The sequence below is a fragment of the Secundilactobacillus mixtipabuli genome, assembly GCF_002217925.1.
Taxonomy (GTDB): Bacteria; Bacillota; Bacilli; order Lactobacillales; family Lactobacillaceae; genus Secundilactobacillus; species Secundilactobacillus mixtipabuli.
This window is the reverse complement of sequence record NZ_BCMF01000003.1, coordinates 1-16467: the sequence shown is the minus strand read 5'-3', so window position 1 is coordinate 16467 and position 16467 is coordinate 1. Positions and strand designations below refer to the sequence as shown.

General features: G+C 42.4%; 13 protein-coding genes. 3 read left to right on the top strand and 10 right to left on the bottom strand.

The genetic code is table 11. The annotated features are described in order from the left end of the window. Positions 1 to 152 precede the first annotated feature (152 nt). Positions 153 to 3542: a LamG-like jellyroll fold domain-containing protein gene (locus tag IWT5_RS02840; protein WP_089108442.1), complete on the top strand. Its 3390-nt coding sequence runs from the start codon at positions 153 to 155 to the stop codon at positions 3540 to 3542. Positions 3543 to 3592: 50 nt separating this feature from the next. On the opposite strand, the gene IWT5_RS02835 is transcribed toward IWT5_RS02840, so the two are convergent. The 10 genes from IWT5_RS02835 to IWT5_RS02790 all read right to left on the bottom strand — a co-directional run bounded on the left by IWT5_RS02835 (position 3593) and on the right by IWT5_RS02790 (position 13493). Further along, entirely contained in the window at positions 3593 to 4054 is a 462-nt protein-coding gene (locus tag IWT5_RS02835; RefSeq protein ID WP_089108441.1) for a DUF8821 family protein, read from the bottom strand. 145 nt (positions 4055 to 4199) lie between these two features. Next, entirely contained in the window at positions 4200 to 4541 is a 342-nt protein-coding gene (locus IWT5_RS02830) for an iron chaperone (RefSeq protein ID WP_089108440.1), read from the bottom strand. A 12-nt stretch (positions 4542 to 4553) separates the two neighbouring features. Further along, positions 4554 to 4943: a GNAT family N-acetyltransferase gene (locus IWT5_RS02825; RefSeq protein WP_089108632.1), complete on the bottom strand. Its 390-nt coding sequence runs from the start codon at positions 4941 to 4943 to the stop codon at positions 4554 to 4556. Between the two features lie 278 nt (positions 4944 to 5221). Beyond that, positions 5222 to 5503 carry a hypothetical protein gene (locus IWT5_RS02820; protein WP_089108439.1) on the bottom strand — a complete coding sequence of 94 codons (282 nt, stop codon included), beginning with the start codon at positions 5501 to 5503 and terminating at the stop codon, positions 5222 to 5224. 193 nt (positions 5504 to 5696) lie between these two features. Then, positions 5697 to 6203 (bottom strand): plasmid pRiA4b ORF-3 family protein, encoded by a 507-nt coding sequence (locus tag IWT5_RS02815; protein WP_089108438.1) that lies wholly within the window; start codon positions 6201 to 6203, stop codon positions 5697 to 5699. A gap of 33 nt (positions 6204 to 6236) precedes the next feature. Next, positions 6237 to 6950, bottom strand: a complete 714-nt coding sequence (locus tag IWT5_RS02810) for a glycosyltransferase family 2 protein (RefSeq protein ID WP_089108437.1) — start codon at positions 6948 to 6950, stop codon at positions 6237 to 6239. 164 nt (positions 6951 to 7114) lie between these two features. After that, on the bottom strand, positions 7115 to 8059 hold the full coding sequence (locus IWT5_RS02805; protein WP_089108436.1) for a Dyp-type peroxidase: 945 nt from the start codon (positions 8057 to 8059) through the stop codon (positions 7115 to 7117). 425 nt (positions 8060 to 8484) lie between these two features. Continuing rightward, positions 8485 to 10416, bottom strand: a complete 1932-nt coding sequence (locus tag IWT5_RS02800; protein WP_089108435.1) for an elongation factor G — start codon at positions 10414 to 10416, stop codon at positions 8485 to 8487. A 196-nt stretch (positions 10417 to 10612) separates the two neighbouring features. After that, a complete protein-coding gene (locus tag IWT5_RS02795; RefSeq protein ID WP_089108434.1) occupies positions 10613 to 12067 on the bottom strand; it encodes a glycoside-pentoside-hexuronide (GPH):cation symporter in 1455 nt (484 codons plus the stop codon). A 307-nt stretch (positions 12068 to 12374) separates the two neighbouring features. Next, positions 12375 to 13493 (bottom strand): ROK family transcriptional regulator, encoded by a 1119-nt coding sequence (locus IWT5_RS02790; RefSeq protein ID WP_089108433.1) that lies wholly within the window; start codon positions 13491 to 13493, stop codon positions 12375 to 12377. Positions 13494 to 13713: 220 nt separating this feature from the next. On the opposite strand from IWT5_RS02790, the gene IWT5_RS02785 reads away from it, so the two are divergent. Together IWT5_RS02785 and IWT5_RS02780 are read left to right on the top strand one after the other, a co-directional pair. Further along, positions 13714 to 14490, top strand: coding sequence for an SDR family oxidoreductase (locus IWT5_RS02785; protein ID WP_089108432.1), 777 nt, complete (start codon positions 13714 to 13716; stop codon positions 14488 to 14490). A 233-nt stretch (positions 14491 to 14723) separates the two neighbouring features. After that, positions 14724 to 16292, top strand: coding sequence for an FGGY-family carbohydrate kinase (locus IWT5_RS02780; protein ID WP_089108431.1), 1569 nt, complete (start codon positions 14724 to 14726; stop codon positions 16290 to 16292). Positions 16293 to 16467 lie beyond the last annotated feature (175 nt).

Genomic DNA, 16467 nt, shown 5'->3' with positions numbered 1-16467 from the left:
GAGCCTTTTTTATTACGTATACACGATAACTGAACGCAAAATCAACGAAATCCATACAGCAGCTTTACAACACTCAACCCAATTTTTACAAGCACTTGATACTCTAAATGAGTAACGAACGCGTTACAAAATTAGAGATGGAGTTGATTTTTTTGAAACCTCGAGTTATTGCAAGCGTCCTACTATGTTCAGCAACTTTGATGTCGGTAGCCGTTCCCTCAATTACTGCAGCTGCAGCAACTGAATCGGTGACTATTACTACACAAGCGTCGAAACCTAACGAATTACCGAAAAGCTATGCTGATTTTAGTTTTGAAGATAATCGGGTAACCGACTTACAAGGTGGTTTTAATACCATTAAAACCGTTGGTCAACCCAAAATCGGCCAAGGTCATGATATTAAGGGTAACGTTGCAACTCTGGACGGCTCATCAGCGTTTAAGATACCTGTTTCATCTGATCAATACAAAAAATTAGCGAACGGATTAACTATGGAAACTTTCTTTAAGTATGATCCTAGTGCTAACACTTCGGGTGAACACGATATCTTTTCTAATCAACAAAGCGGTGGTATTGGCATCGGTGTTGAAAATGATCAATTAATCTTCTTTGCACATGTGGACGGGAAATACCGACAACCCACTGTTCCACTGCAAAAAGGCAAATGGATTCACGCTGTTGGTGTTATCAACAAAGAAGATAAAACAGTTAAACTTTACGTTAACGGGAAATTCGCCCAGAAAGTTGACTTTACAAATGGTTCAATCAAGTGGGCGCAGGATACCAATAATCTAGTTATCGGTGGTGATAGTAACTCACGTGACGGCGTGGAATCGTATATGACGGGGCAAGTTCGCACTGCAAGATTATACGATCACGCATTAACTGATAGCGAAATCGCTCAACTTAGTAACCAAGCTCAGTCACAAGTCACTTCATCATCCGACCATGTGGAGCAGCCTTTTGAATCAAAATTAGTGGGGCCATCTGAAGTAGTAGCTGGCCATGCTTACAACTTAAACGTCCATACTAGACAAGAATATTCGGGTGACATCAAAGTTCTTAACTATGACATAAACTACGATGCCAGCAAATTTGATTATGTTTCAAATCTCAATTCGCAACGTTCGTTCGTGACAAAAGTGAAAGATGGCCTCTTACATGTCACAACTTATATGGGACTTTCAACTGCCGATTTTAAAGACTACAGTCAAACTCGTTTGGCTAACTTAAAGTTCAAAGCTAAGTCGCTAACTCCAGGTAATACAACCACGGCTCAGTTTAAGATTACGAATACCAAAGGTGTTATGGACGGCAAACAGCTTTCAGGTATTAAAATGGATAGTAATACACAATCCGTCACAATCCGAGGTCGAGAAGCCGATGACTACAACGGCGATGGCATCATCGGTGCTGGGGATATCGCCATGGCACCAGCCGATAAAAAAGCTGAAGTCGCTAAAGAATCAGTCATTCGGCCATACAAGCATGTGATCGTTTTGACAACAGACGGCGGTGGTAACCCATGGGATCCAAATGGCATGTATTACGCTAAAAACAATGATACGGATCCGGAATGGACGACTAATCCAGCCATTTTGAAAAAGCGACAAAACACTTACACCATGAACTTATTTAATAAACAATTTGCAATGAGTACAACAGCTGAAGCGGTAGTCCCAACCATTTCAGCTCAAAACTACATTTCCATGTTACATGGCCTGACCTGGGGTGATTTACCAGACGACTACAAATACACCAATGCAACCTCAGGACAGTTTTATTTTAACGATTTTGGCAAAGCAACGCCCCTTTTCCCTTCAGTCTTTAAGGTATTACAGGCTGCTAATCCTAATCAAAGTGCGGCCGCTTTTTCTGAGTGGGGTAACATCTTAAACGGGATTACAGAACCTGACGCAACCGTTGATAAAAACAGCTCACAAGCCTGGAAATCCTTTGATGATGTCGCCAACTACATTGACACTGATGACTTTAGCAATACCGCTCTCACTTACATGCAAAGTGACCAAATGGATCATCAAGGCCACGGCCACGGCTGGTTCAACGATGCTTACTGGGAAAACTATGCCAAATACGATGATATGTTCAAAACAGTCATGGACAAGCTTGAGGCTACAGGTCATTCACATGATACATTAGTCATCGCCAACGCTGACCACGGTGGCTGGAGAACAGATCACGGTCAAAATACCGAAGCACCTAACACCAATATCTTTATCGGCCTTGGTGGTGAAACGATTGATAACGGCCGGCGTTTACACGGTGGCAGCAACGCAGATATCAGTTCTCTAATTCTGCACGCTCTTCAAGTTAAACAGCCTAAATCAATGACTGGTAAAGTCTTCGATTCTTCAGCCTTCTTGCCCCAAACTGAATTGGTGAAAAAGCATCGTCATGTTGAATCTATCACACTAAAATCAACCCCTCATCAAGCCCAACTATCATTAAAGACCAAGTCAGAGCACCAACTCCGTTCTGCAGATTTAAGAATTAACTTAGCAGGAAGAACCGTTGATCAAATTAACACGCCTAAGGGTACTGAAGTCCTCCGGCAAACAGTTGAAAATGGCGTTCTCAAACTTACTTTAGGCTTTAGTAAGCAACCTGATACCGGCAATTTAGCCAAAATCAAATTTAAACAAGTTAAAAAGGCTGATAATCCGGTAAAAATCAGCGAAGCCATGGTAGGAAGCGATAACGGCGAAGAGATTTTGGTTGATTTGATCAACAAAGTATCACCACATGATACTACTGATGAAAATAGTAACGGCGGCCAAGACCACTCTGATAATCATAATTCCACTGGCACTGATGGCGATAATCACTCTGATGTAAACAAACCTGATCAGTCAGGAAACGGCAATGATACCAAGCCGGGTAATGGCCACGGTGATACCAATGGACATCATAACAGCAGTCAGGAAAATTCTGATAACTCCCATTCAAATGGCTCTAACAGCGACAATCATACGGACGTCAATAAACCTAACCAGTCTGAAAATACAAATGCGACCAAGCCAGGTTCATCACACTCTAACATTACCCATGCAAAAACCGAAGTAAAGGGTCATAAATGGTACGCGATGAAGAAGATTGGCTTTTATAAGAAAGCAGTCTTCTCCAAAAACACTCGTTTCCACTGGTTTAAGACTGTAAAGCAGCAAAAATGGGCTCAATTTACATTCTTGAAACGCGTTCATACTAAACAAGGATATCGCTATCAAGTAAAAGATATTAACAAGAAGTCTGCTACCTTCAACCACGTGGGCTACATCACAGCTAACAAGCATTATGTCACCGCTGCTGAATACACGAAGAAGCCTAACCGCATTAAAGTGATCAACGCACACGGAATCAATGCTTACCGTGACTTCAATGCCCATCACAAAGCCAAACATTATCGCACCAACAAAGTCTTGAAAATCAAAACACTTTCTGTTCGCAACAATCAAGTTCGTTTACAATTAGCAAACGGTACCTTTATCACGGCTGATAAACACGATATTAAAGCCCTTAGCTAACTCAGGGTTATAGTAAAAAACGCCATCTCAAAATTGAGATGACGTTTTTTTTAATGTTCCCGTTTGATTTTGAAATAACTACCGCGAATGGTCCCAGCTAGCTTAGATCTTTGGCGGGCGAACTTAAATTTATCAGCTAATTCTGCTGGTATTTCCATACCATCAGACAACTTAAAACCAACTGCGCGCTTGCCTTCAGAATCTAACGCATACATCACGTTAATCGCTAGGCCACTCTCATAAAACACATAGGTCCATTTAGTTCCTTCAACCTCAAACTGAGAGACTTCCAGTGGTTTGGATTGGATTTTTAAATCACGTTCTGACAAAACATCGTTTACATAATCCACTAATTCAGGATGATCACTGGCAGGTTCAGTCACATATTCATGCTTATACTTATTCCAAAAATAACGGGCTTCATTAGCACGTAATCCAGCTAAGGCTGGTGCAACAGGTGAGCTCTCAAGGCCTACCTGTTCAACATTTTTAAAATCGACTTTATAACTCATACTTATCCCCCATTTAATCTGATTTTTCTAGGTTAAGTCAAAGTATACTGATTTTACTTTAAAGCGTCCATGCCTATCGTAATAACAGTCGGTATAGCAGCATCGACGTAACCATTATAACTGATCAATTGTGCTCAAATATTTCTCATCTTCGTTGCACAACTGCTAAACGATGCTTTGCCATCATCATAATTAGCTGATCGGGTAATGGCTCATCATATGGTAAATGCCAACTCCCCTTTGTAGTCTCGTAACCAGCTAATTTATCAGCAAAGAATGCTATCCCTTCACTAGTTGGGTAAATTCCGATATGGTGTTTATTAGCACCAAAGTAAATAATGGGTTTATTTTCATAAAAAGTAGGCATCCTATACGAGATTCTCTCCTCAGCTTCAGGCAGCGTCTGCTTTAATAATCGATACAACTTAGTCAGCTGTCCCTGGACTTCTTGTGGTTGTTCTGCAATATAAGCTGTAATGACATTCATCTACTTAAGCCCCTAACTTTGTACCTTCAGCACTAAATTAATGTGAGGAATCCCGTCTTCTAAAAACACATCAGAAACCGGCTTAAAACCAAACGATTCGTAGAATTTTAACAAATAACTCTGGCCAGCAATTTTAATATCATTTCCCGGGAAATCTTCTTTAATTTCTTCAATGGTTGCACTCACGATTTCACGGCCTAGATGCTGTTTCCGAAACTTCTTTACAACTAATACTCTGCCAAAACTAATGTAGCCCTGGCTGGGGCTATCAACAATCCGTGTATAGGCAGCCAATTCGCCATCCACACGCAAAATCATATGGACCGCGTCATCATCTTGATTATCGATTTCTTGGTACGGACATTCTTGTTCAACAACAAATACCTTGACCCGTGCCTTCATAATTTCCAATAATTCGAGAACTGATAGTTCTGACGTTTTCTTCACACTTAATTTCACAGTGACCCCTCCATTCAAATCTGATTTAGGTTGATTGACTAACAGCTTTTAGATTTTAAACTGCGTTGGAATTTAGTATCCTGACTTTAAATTTAAAAGCATTATATCATAATCGATATTTCTAGCTTATCACTAAACTGAATGGCATTACCGTATCAGACTAAAAAAACGGATTATCAGCTTCTCTGCTAACAATCCGTTCATCTAGTTTGACTGCTTAACTACAACTCTGGTACTAACCAGCCGTCTGCTATTGGTGGCTCTGAGACCAGCCAACCATTATCTAACAACTGGTGATACTTTCGACCAATTGGTACCCATAGCTTAGCTTTTAAAATGCTTCGCAATTCATCCCAAAATAAGGGATCCTCACGCTCTTTTTCTGAAAGATTGATGTGGAGATATTTTCCACTTTCTGTTTTTGCTACGACAAAAGGATAGAAGACCTTGGTAATTTGCGCAGCAGTAATATTAATTATTTTAGAATCGTGATCTAGCAGCATGTCTCTCACACTCCTTATCCTTAAAACTACATTCAGTTTAAACCTTAGAATTTAAAGAAAGCTAAACAGAACGTTGAAAAAGAGTTAAGAAAGCGTTGAGAAATTAGGTGAATTAACGACTCAGAAAAATTTGAAACAATTTTGGCTTTAATAACAATAAAAAATACGTTTTCAAAATGCTACCGTACTTAATTTAATAGGCTTCGTCCCAACTACCAGCAAATTCTCCAAATAAGCCATTGATTTTCTCAGCGTTAAAGGCACTGCCCCGGTCACCCGTTGCCTCTATTCGTTCCGGACCCCTCCCTGACAACACCACTGGGAGCTGGTGATGCTTGGCTTGCAGAAATGCCTTCATGGTAATCATTTTTTCCAGCTCAATTTGGTGCGTCCAACTAGCGCCAAAATCGTAAACGTACGTCACCATACCCTTCTCAAGATCTGGGTAAGCAAAGTTTTCATTTTCATTTAACATTTCATCACTTATATCTAAATCCTGCATGACAATCCCATATTCAATAGCTGGATCATCAACTGGCGAAAAGCTATGCAAATGACTATTTGTCCAACCAAATAAAACTTGAATAATAGCATGAAGCTGATCATATCGAATACTCGTGGGAACTAATACCCGACGCCATGTATCCGGTTTAACGTTTTTTAATGTCACTTTAAGTTGCATAATACTACTCTCTGTCATGATGCACCCCCATTTAATTCACCTAACAAATGTTCATAAACGCTCGCCCATTCGGTAGATTTGATCAAATACCTGATCTTCAACTCGGCGTTCCGAAAATCCTCGTGAACGCAGTGTACTGTTGGGCCGATTGATCTTCGTATATCGAATGGCTGGGTCGTAGACATATACACCGGGATTATTGACCACGAAGGTCGCCGTAAACAAATAATCTTCGGCAATTGTCAACGACTCATCAAACCTTAAATGTATCTGTTTAATCGCTGGCAAGGAATAAGCCTTATTCCAAATGTAACCACCAATTTCGGAACCCCGTTGACTCGCTTGCTGAAACATGGTCCTCTGAGAAAGTGTTTCATATTGATCTCGCGGATTCATTGGTGAATGCCACCATCGATAGCCAACCGTAACCGCAGGTGTATCCGTCTGGAACCCATTGATCAATGTTTTTACAAAGTCTGGGTGTAATTGATCATCACCATCCGCGAAGGCAACCACATCGCCGGAAGCATGTTCAATTCCAAAGTTCCGTGCGACCGAGACACCTCGATGGCGATCAAATTGTTCCACGTGAAACGTTGGTATGCCCTTAACAAATTCTGCCGCCTTGGCCGCCGTTCCATCCGTTGAATGGTCATCCACTAGCCAGAGTTCAAAGTCTGCCGTTTGATCAGCGATGGTTTGCAACGTTTCATCGAAATAATGACTCAAGTTATAAGTTGGTACAACTAATGTCAGCTTAGTCATGATAGGTCACCCCGATACTTTGTTTTTGCCGTCATTATGGCAGAATGCACGACATAGTCAACTATCTTCACTCGCTTCCTCAAATGACTACTGCAAATGTCCCAACGTCTTTTCTTCAACAAAAAAAACCTGTCAGATTGACAGGCCCTAACTCATTTCAAAATTTAAAATTCCTCACCGTCTGCAATCTTACCAAGCACAGTAAATGATGGGATAAAGAAGACTTCACCAGTTTCAGGGGTTGAGAAATCTAATAACCGGTCAGACTTGGTGAACATATTTGTCAGCATCCGCTTGGTAACCGTCCAATGACGCGCATAGCCGATAAAGTAAGTTCCGTTGACATCCTTCGTTGGGTTTGAAAACGGCACGTTCATCCGCACGATTTTGTGTTCTACACCACCCTCATTATCCTGGGAAGCAATGTTGTGGGCATTCGGCGCTTTTTGATCATCCTCAAGCTCCACATCATTGAACTTCTTTCGGCCAATAGCCTGCTCCTGCTGCTCGGTTTTTAGTGCGTTCCAGGCTGCCATGTTGTGGGCATACTTCTGAGCGAACGCGTATGAGCCGTTAATAAAATTGGGATCCTCATCACCAATAACAGCGTATTCCGGGGTATCTAGCGCACTAGGATTTTCCGTACCGTCCACAAAACCAATAATAGCTCGGCCTTCAAAGTAACGGAAGCCATGGGTTTCATCAAGTACCGTTACGTTATCTTTAATTCGATCCATAACCATGGTCATTAACTCAAAAGGAACGGCCGAATCCTTTGCCCGGACATGGAAGAAAAGGTCCGCAGGTGTAGCTGGTGCCGTGTATTTCGGCCCAACGACTGGTTCAAATTCTTCCAGTTCTTTAGGCCGCTTAGCGTTCGGAAAAAGATAATCCCAAGCCTTACGGGAGAAACCAAACGCCACGGCTAACCCGGCATCTGGGTAACGAATATTCAGTGAATTTTCGAAAGCTGGCAAGTGCTCAGCGAGATCTTGGACCATTTCCAGATCCGAATCGTGATCCTCGCGCTTTAATTCCATGGTTGAAAAAATGATATTGCTCCCCGCATCCTTATAAACACCCTGTACATCAGTTAAATCAATTCCCATACGGAACCCCTCCTTCGATAGCACACAACATTATTTAAAAAGTGTTCTACTTTAGAACAATTATTAACTGATTTTATTTTACCACATTTTTAAGACGATAAAAGCGTTTTCTAAAACTTAAAAATACCTCAACATTATCTCTTTGAGTTGTACAAAAAAATACTGGCTGATACGCTTTTAAAATGGAGGAATAAACCTATGACGACATCTATTTTCACTGTTGCGTTGATCATGCTAGTCTTGATGTACTTCGGCAAAAAATATCATCACAAAGCTTTATTTTGGATTGCTTTTGGAATGCTGCTACTCATCTGCTGCTTTGCTACGTGGATCTTTCTTATACTCGTCCCCTCAATGTAGGGTAGAAGCCTAAAACAATTCAAAGGGCACCCTTAAGCTGATTGCTCAAGGGTGCCCTTTCTTAATCATTTTTCCATATAGGGATAGTGTGCCATAACCGGTAACTGGTCCCATTTGACTGGATAACCCGCACCATGAGCACAGAATACAGAATCCGGCGTGTTCTCTAAGTCGGCTACTGGATCATAGCCGGCTGCCTCAATCACCTCATCGGTGTTATGGCACGCTTGATAGCCATCGAACACACACTCCAGCGCACCCTGTCCATGAGTATAGGCGTTCACCGTTTGGGCGTACCCCTGCATCTCAGAAACTGGTGCGCTGCCATTCAATGTGACTATAGCTCCACCAGTGTTTTCCGGTGCGTCAAACTGGCCATTCATTTGCTGAATGTCGTTCATTGCCCGACCAACCTGATCCTGCGTCACCGTAAGCCGGAATTGATACCACGGTTCCAGCAACCGAGCCTCACCTTGTTGCTTAGCCATCATGAGTCCTTGTCGGACAGCTCGCCAGGTTGCTTCCCTGAAATCACCGCCCACCGTATGCACAATGCTGCCACGACCACCGATCAAGGTCATTTTCATGTCAGTAATCGGTGCACCAATTAAAACACCTAAATGCTGCTTAGCTGACAAATTTGTCATAATTTGATGCTGCCAGTTTTTACCCAGAACTTCTAGGGAACAATCAGCCGCAAAGCTGACCCCGCTGCCACATTCTGCAGGTTCCATGAGCAAATGAACCTCGGCGTAGTGCCGCAAAGGTTCGAAATGACCAACACCCTCAATTGGTGAACTAATGGTTTCTTTATAAAGAATGCTGCCTTCATCAAACCCCACATCTAATTGAAATTGGTGCTGCAACAACTGTTGAATAACTTCTAATTGCATCGTTCCCATCAGCTGTACCCGAATTTCCTGCAACTGATTTGACCAAGTCACATGAAGCTGTGGGTCTTCGTCTTCTAACTGCTGAAGAGCTTTCAAACATGCATGCAGATCATTACCCTTAGGATCAACTTTATAGGTCAGCACGGGCTGTAAAACAGGCTCATCGCCATTGGCTAAATGACCTAACCCTTGACCGGGACGAGTTCCCGTTAACCCGGTAATGGCGCACACTTCGCCAGCACCTACCGACTGGCTGACTTGATATTTCACCCCATTATACTGGCGTAACTGATTAATTTTTTGTTCCGGTAAAACCTCGTCACGAGGATGCAGTTCACCGCCAGTCAAACGAACCCACGTCAGCCGTTCACCCTTTTCATCATGAGACACCTTGAATATACGAGCACCAAACGCCGTCTCCGGTACCATGGGCATCGTCCAGTTTTCCAAACCGCTCATCAAAGCTTCTACCCCAGCCAATTTGAGCGCAGCACCAAAATAAGTGGGGAAAACCTTCCGCTGAGCGATCAATTGTCGGATCATATCGTCACTCAGCTTGCCGTCAGCCATGTAACTATCTAGCGCAGAATCATCCTGCAAGGCAATATCTTCGTAGCTATCAGCCAGTTTTTCACCGTCAAATGCCAAACAGCCAGCCGATAATTCAGACTGAAGCTGTGCCAACAGTGCCTCCCGGTCAACACCAGGCGCATCCATTTTATTCACAAAAATAAAAGTGGGGATCTGGTAGCGGGATAACAGCCGCCATAATGTACGGGTATATCCTTGAACACCATCGGTCGCAGACACCACCAAAATAGCGTCATCTAACACGCTCAAAACTTGTTCTGTCTGAGCACCAAAATCAGCGTGCCCAGGTGTATCCAGTAAGGTCAGCGACAACTGCTGATACTGCAGATTTGCTTCATGAGAAAAAATCGTGATACCGCGCTTTTTCTCTAAGTCATTAGGATCAAGAAACGCATCACCGTTATCAACTCTTCCCAACTGTGAAAGTTCGCCAGACTGATAAAGCATGGCTTCAGATAACGTGGTCTTTCCCGCATCCACGTGGGCAATAATTCCCGTTACGATGTGCTTCATTCGTGTTCCTCCTGTATTTACTCAATGAGTCTATTATTCCATGTTCTCACTAATAATCAACCTGGCTGAGCCACCCGATTTAAAACCCGATTATTTCCCAGGTAATGATTACCATGGTCAGGTATTGGATACACAAAAACGGTCCCCACTACTTTCATAATAGAGACCGCTTTCAATTTAATATTTAAGTTAACTTTTATGAGTGATTGGGAACCACGCTGGAATCAATATTGACATCAGCATCAGTATCGGTATCATCATCAACACCGAGCTTTTCTTCAAGTTTTTGAACAATTTTAGCATGTTTCTTTTCGGACAATTGAACTTTGTTAAAGAAGATGATGGCTGAAATGACCAGCAATACCATCGGAATATAGAACATAAACATGTTGAAATGGAAAACACCTGATGCTGAAATATCACTTGGTTTTGCATTCCCGGTCATCCCGGTCATCACCGCGACGATACCAACAACACCATTTGAAATTGCACCAGACAGCTTATCGATCAAGGGTCGAACAGATAGTGTGACTGATTCATTCCGGGAACCGCTCTTTAATTGACCATATTCAACACTATCGGTAATTGCCATCAACGTTGCTAGGAAAATCAGCGGGTATGGGAAGAATAACAGACCAATTGCCACAAGAGCCAATGGCAAGCTTGTTCCGGCAGTGAGAAAGAGAATATAACCCAATAACATGACCCCAATACCACCACAGAAAATGGCTTTACGATGGACTATAACTTCAAGTGCTGGGAATGAAGCAACTGAAATAACGCCCAAGATACAGGTAATGACCCCAACCCAAGTATAGGCATTGGCGTTGCCTAACCGATAACGGAAGTAGTACATCAGTAGTGAGTTATTAACGACGTAGCTAAAGGCAAACAAGAAGTAGGCTAACGCGATCCATAGTAACTGATCGTTTTGCGCTATCACCTTGAAGACTTCAAGGACACCTGTATGCTTCGTATTGCTGCGAATCTTATTGTGCTGTTCATTGGTGTTCAAGCAAGTCATCGTTGCCCCACCAACACACAACAGCGCAACAACAATCGCATAGCCTAACCAACCGGCTTGCGTCTGCTGACCGGGTTTAGCACCGGAAAACAGCTGAGAGAATAACATAATGGCTGGCGTGATAATGATAATAACGCCTTGCGCACCCAGTGTTGAACCAAAACGGGCAAACGTACCAAATTTTGTCCGCTCCTTTGCTTCCATGCTCAAAGCCGGCAACATTGACCAAAACGCAATATCACTAAATGAATAACAAGCATCCAACATCAAGAAAGTTACCCCAAAGATAATGAGATATAACATTGGATTACTGGTTGTTAAGCCGAAGTAATCAGAAAAAATTAAAATCAAACCGATTGAAGCCACAATCGATCCAAACATAAGCCAAGGCTTGAACTTTCCAAAACGGGTATTCGTGTTATCAACAATACCCCCAATGATTGGGTCAAACATAATTTCACCAACCCGAATAACAACGATTAGGGTTGTAACGAAGCCAACCATTTTAGCATCACTAGCATTGGTAAATAACTGACTGGTGACAAACATCATAAAATATATACTTAACGTATTGTAAAACGCATCATGGCCAAAGGCACCAAGCGCGTAAGAAATATATTTTTTCAAAGGAAACCCTCCTAGCGAACTGATAATGTCAATTTAATTATTGCAGCCCAATCAAATAACCAGTTTTATAAAACTAGATTACTTAATGGTTTACATTATAGTTGTAACCGGTTACAAATCGCAAGTTAGATTTATTCTTCACTTGTACAGTGATCAGTTCACTATCCTTTGAAAGCGCTTTATATCAGTAAAATCATCAATAATTTCTTTAAGTAAACTTTTTTATTTCCTATTATTGTGATTGTTTGAACTTTTAATTTAACAAAAAAAGCGCCATTTTCCAAATGAAAATGGTGCTTAATAAAACTTATATATTATCTAAAACACTTTTTATAATTGGCAACGTTGCGCCAAAAGAAACTGCTCTAGCCTGCACTGTTCCTCGTTCGACATAGGGCTGATCTTCAGGGAAGGCAGTAATGCTTTTAATGCGATCGTTAATAAATTCGATGGCACCGTCATCTAAATACTTGACTAGTTCACCGGCAATAACCAACCGATTATCAACGAACATGTGCAGGTTATTGATGACCTCGGCTAAATTAGCCAGATAGTTGCGCCAGCGCTGGACGGTTTCCCGGTCGTTTTCTTTCAACTGGTTCATAAAACTTTGAATGGTCTCGTTACCTCTCAATAACGCGCTAAGCGAACTGTAGGTTTCCAAGCAACCGCGTCTGCCACAATAGCATTTGTGGCCGTTTTGTGTGTTAAGCGTGATGTGTTCCATCGTGCCGCTGCGTCCTTTTTCGCCGGTATAGATACGGTCATTAATGACAATTGCCGTACCTAAATGTTCCCCAATTGACAAGTAAATAGCATCCTCATGGTTATGGGATAACGTTTGTTCTGCCAATGCAACACAGTCCGCATCATGAAATAGCGTTACCGGAATGCCAAAAGAACGTTCAAATTGTCCGCTTGTGAGTCCCGTACAATTCAAAATCTTACCATAGAGCACCGTTCTACCATCGGAAGAGATTAAACCTTGAATGCCAATCCCCACACCTTCAACTTTTTCCATGGGAATTTTTTGTGCGGCAATGAACTGGTGTAGCCAGTCACCTAGCTGCTGAAAATAACCCAGTTCAACGGTGAATGGTAAGTTGATCGTAGCTGATCCCAGATCTTCGTACAAAACGTTAACCAGCGTTGCGGTGACATGGTTGGCAAATAACTCTAACCCCACTGCGTAAGCTTTGTCACTGTTTGGCGAATAAACAACCGCGCGCCGGCCCACACTGGATGAAAACTTGCCATCCGTCATAATTTGTTCGTCTTCCATTAGCTGATGCAACGTCTGAGTTACAGTCGGCAAACTTAAATCCATCTCTTTTGCAATCTCTTGTTTAGAAATTTTACCGGATTCATAAATTAATTTATACATCGCCTGATAATGCCCAGACGGCCTGTTATTATCACGTTTCATTCACTCATCCCCCAGTAACATCATAGTTAAAATCTACCATTATGGTGGTAAAATTGCAATTTTTAAAACGTTTTCAAAAAGTGTTGACATTTATTTTGTAAGGGGTTACATTAGTCGCGAATTAAATAAAGCACTTTTACAAAATGAATTTGTTTAATAGTTTTCGTTTTTAAATCCGCGAAATTTTAATCAAACTATATATTCCTGAGGAGGAACAAATATGGGTATTTTAGATCGTATGGCCCTTACCGGTAAGAAAGCTTACGTTACCGGTGGTGCACAAGGATTAGGAAAAGCAATGGCCGAAGCATTGGCCGAGGCCGGTGCTGATGTCGCTATCGTTGATATCAACGGTGACAAGGCAAAAACAACTGCTGATGAAATCGCAAAGAACACTGGTCGTAAAGTGATCGGTATTAAGACTGATGTTACTGACCCTGACCAAGTTAAAAAGATGGTTGAAACAGTTGTTTCTGAATTAGGTGGCCTTGATGCTGCATTCAATAACGCTGGCATGTGCTTAAACATTCCAGCCGAAGAAATGTCATATGAAGACTGGCTAAAAGTTGTTAACTTGAACTTGAACTCCGTCTTCCTTTGCTCACAAGCCGCTGGCCGTTACATGATCAAGCAAGGCAAAGGTTCAATCGTGAACACCGCTTCAATGTCTGCTCACATTGTTAACCGTCCACAACCACAATGTTCATACAACGCTACTAAGAACGGTGTTATCCAATTGTCTAAGTCAATGGCGATTGAATGGGCTAAAAAGGGTGTTCGTGTTAACACCATCAGCCCAGGTTACATGGGCACTGACTTGACTTTGAGCTCTGAATCATTGAAGCCATTGATCAAGACATGGAACGATTGGGCACCACTTGGCCGCTTAGGTCGTCCTGATGAATTACAAGGTATGGCTGTTTACTTGGCCGGCGATACCAGCAGCTTCTCAACTGGTGACGATTACCTGGTTGACGGTGCCTTCACCGCTTGGTAATCAGAACAATGTCTATAACAAGGCGTTTAAGGACCGAAATATAAGGTGCTCGCGTCGGCAGCATCCCAGCAATGGGGTGTTTCTGCCGGAAGTACCTTATGGACGCGTCTTAGCCTTGAGGAATATCAGCGATTAAATGCATAGTGGGAAGTCACTTCTCACTTGCCCAACCATTTAATCCCGCGTTCCCTACTCTATCAAATATGATTGAACAAACGAAAGGAAGTATTCCTATGCAATACTTAATCGGTACAGATATTGGGACTTCAGGTACCAAGAGTATCTTAATGGATACAACTGGTAAATTAATTGCCCAAGATCTTGAAGAATATGATGTTTTAACCCCAAAGCCACTTTGGGCTGAACAATGGCCAGACGTTTGGGTTAAAGGTGTAAAAGATTCAATTCGTGCAGTTGTTAAAAAGTCCGGCGTTGCCCCAGAAGACATCAAAGGCCTTGGTATTAGCGGTCTTTATGGTGGTTCTGGTGTACCAGTTGACAAAGATATGAAACCTGTACGTCCAGACTTGATCTGGATGGACCGTCGTGCACAAGAAGAAACCGACTGGGTTAAAGCTAACATCTCTACTGAAAAACTGACAGAGATCACTGGTGACGATGTAGTTGACCCATACTACGGTTACACGAAGATTCTGTGGATCAAGAACCACGAACCAGAAAACTGGCGTAAGATCCACATGTTCTTACCACCGAGCAATTACGCTATCTATCAATTGACTGGTGCTGTTTGCATCGACCATACTGCTGCTGGTAACTTAGGTGGTTTGTACGACATCAACACGCATACTTGGTCAAAGGAATTACTGAACGCAATGGGTATTCCTGAGAGCATGATGCCAGAACCAATCGTTGATTCAACGACGATCGTTGGCCACATTACTAACGAAGCTGCTGCTGACTTAGGCCTTAAGGCTGGTACCCCAGTTGTTTCTGGTGGTGTCGATGTTGGTGCTGCTAACGTTGGGATGGGCGTCTTTGAACCGGGCCGCTACGTTGCCGCTATTGGTTCATCAATGAACGCTGCTCTTGTCAGCAAGACCCCTATCAAAGGTAAAGGCCTGATCGTATGGCCATATCCTTACAAGTCTAAAGACTTAGTTTACAACTTCTCTGGTTCAGCTACTGCCGGTGCCATTACGAAGTGGTTCCGTGATACCTTTGGTGAAGAAGAAGTTGCTGCCCAAAACGCTGGCGGTGATAACGCTTATGTCGCATTAGGCAAGGAAGCACATGACATCCCTGTTGGCAGTGAAGGTTTAGTTGTTTTGCCATACTTCATGGGTGAACGGGCACCCGTTTGGAACTCTGACGCTAAAGGAACCATCTTTGGTTTGTCATTAGTTCACACCAAGGGTCATCTGTTCCACGCCTTCCAAGAAGCCGTTTGCTACGCTCTGCGTCACAGTATGGAAGCTACTGGCCGCGACCTTGGCGATTACGTCGTCATTGCCGGTGGTGTAACGAACTCACCTGACTGGGTACAAATGTTTGCTGACGTTACTGGCTACGCTGTACGGACACCAATCGACAATGCCGAAGCTAACTTAGGTGATGTCATGCTGGCAGGCCTTGGTACTGGTATCCTAGACGTTAACGACGTTCAGAAGTGGCAAGTCCTTGGTGACAAGATCGAACCAGATCCAAAGAAGCACGAAGCCTACAACAAGTTCTACAAGCTTTATCGTCAACTCTACGGCGATCTGGAAGGTGACATGCACACGCTCACCCAAATCACTAAAGAATCAGAAAAGTTACTCAAAAAAGAACCACAAACCGTTTAATTTAAACGATAAAGTTATAGCACGATTTTAACCGTAACTAACTTAACTATTAAAAAACGGCTCTTTGACAACTGTTGTTGGTAAATTTCTTAAATTAGTTCTAATCACTATTTTGTGATTAGGACTTTTTTAGTTTTGATGTGCAAGGTATAAAGTACTCTTACTCTAAATTTCC

Excerpts from the sequence above, each read along its gene's own strand:
- IWT5_RS02780 (WP_089108431.1), top strand. The coding sequence starts at position 14,724 with ATGCAATACTTAATCGGTACAGATATTGGGACTTCAGGTACCAAGAGT.
- IWT5_RS02815 (WP_089108438.1), bottom strand. The coding sequence starts at position 6,203 with ATGACAGAGAGTAGTATTATGCAACTTAAAGTGACATTAAAAAACGTT.
- IWT5_RS02805 (WP_089108436.1), bottom strand. The coding sequence starts at position 8,059 with ATGGGAATTGATTTAACTGATGTACAGGGTGTTTATAAGGATGCGGGG.
- IWT5_RS02820 (WP_089108439.1), bottom strand. The coding sequence starts at position 5,503 with ATGCTGCTAGATCACGATTCTAAAATAATTAATATTACTGCTGCGCAA.
- IWT5_RS02830 (WP_089108440.1), bottom strand. The coding sequence starts at position 4,541 with ATGAATGTCATTACAGCTTATATTGCAGAACAACCACAAGAAGTCCAG.
- IWT5_RS02785 (WP_089108432.1), top strand. The coding sequence starts at position 13,714 with ATGGGTATTTTAGATCGTATGGCCCTTACCGGTAAGAAAGCTTACGTT.
- IWT5_RS02825 (WP_089108632.1), bottom strand. The coding sequence starts at position 4,943 with ATGAAGGCACGGGTCAAGGTATTTGTTGTTGAACAAGAATGTCCGTAC.
- IWT5_RS02800 (WP_089108435.1), bottom strand. The coding sequence starts at position 10,416 with ATGAAGCACATCGTAACGGGAATTATTGCCCACGTGGATGCGGGAAAG.
- IWT5_RS02835 (WP_089108441.1), bottom strand. The coding sequence starts at position 4,054 with ATGAGTTATAAAGTCGATTTTAAAAATGTTGAACAGGTAGGCCTTGAG.
- IWT5_RS02790 (WP_089108433.1), bottom strand. The coding sequence starts at position 13,493 with ATGAAACGTGATAATAACAGGCCGTCTGGGCATTATCAGGCGATGTAT.
- IWT5_RS02810 (WP_089108437.1), bottom strand. The coding sequence starts at position 6,950 with ATGACTAAGCTGACATTAGTTGTACCAACTTATAACTTGAGTCATTAT.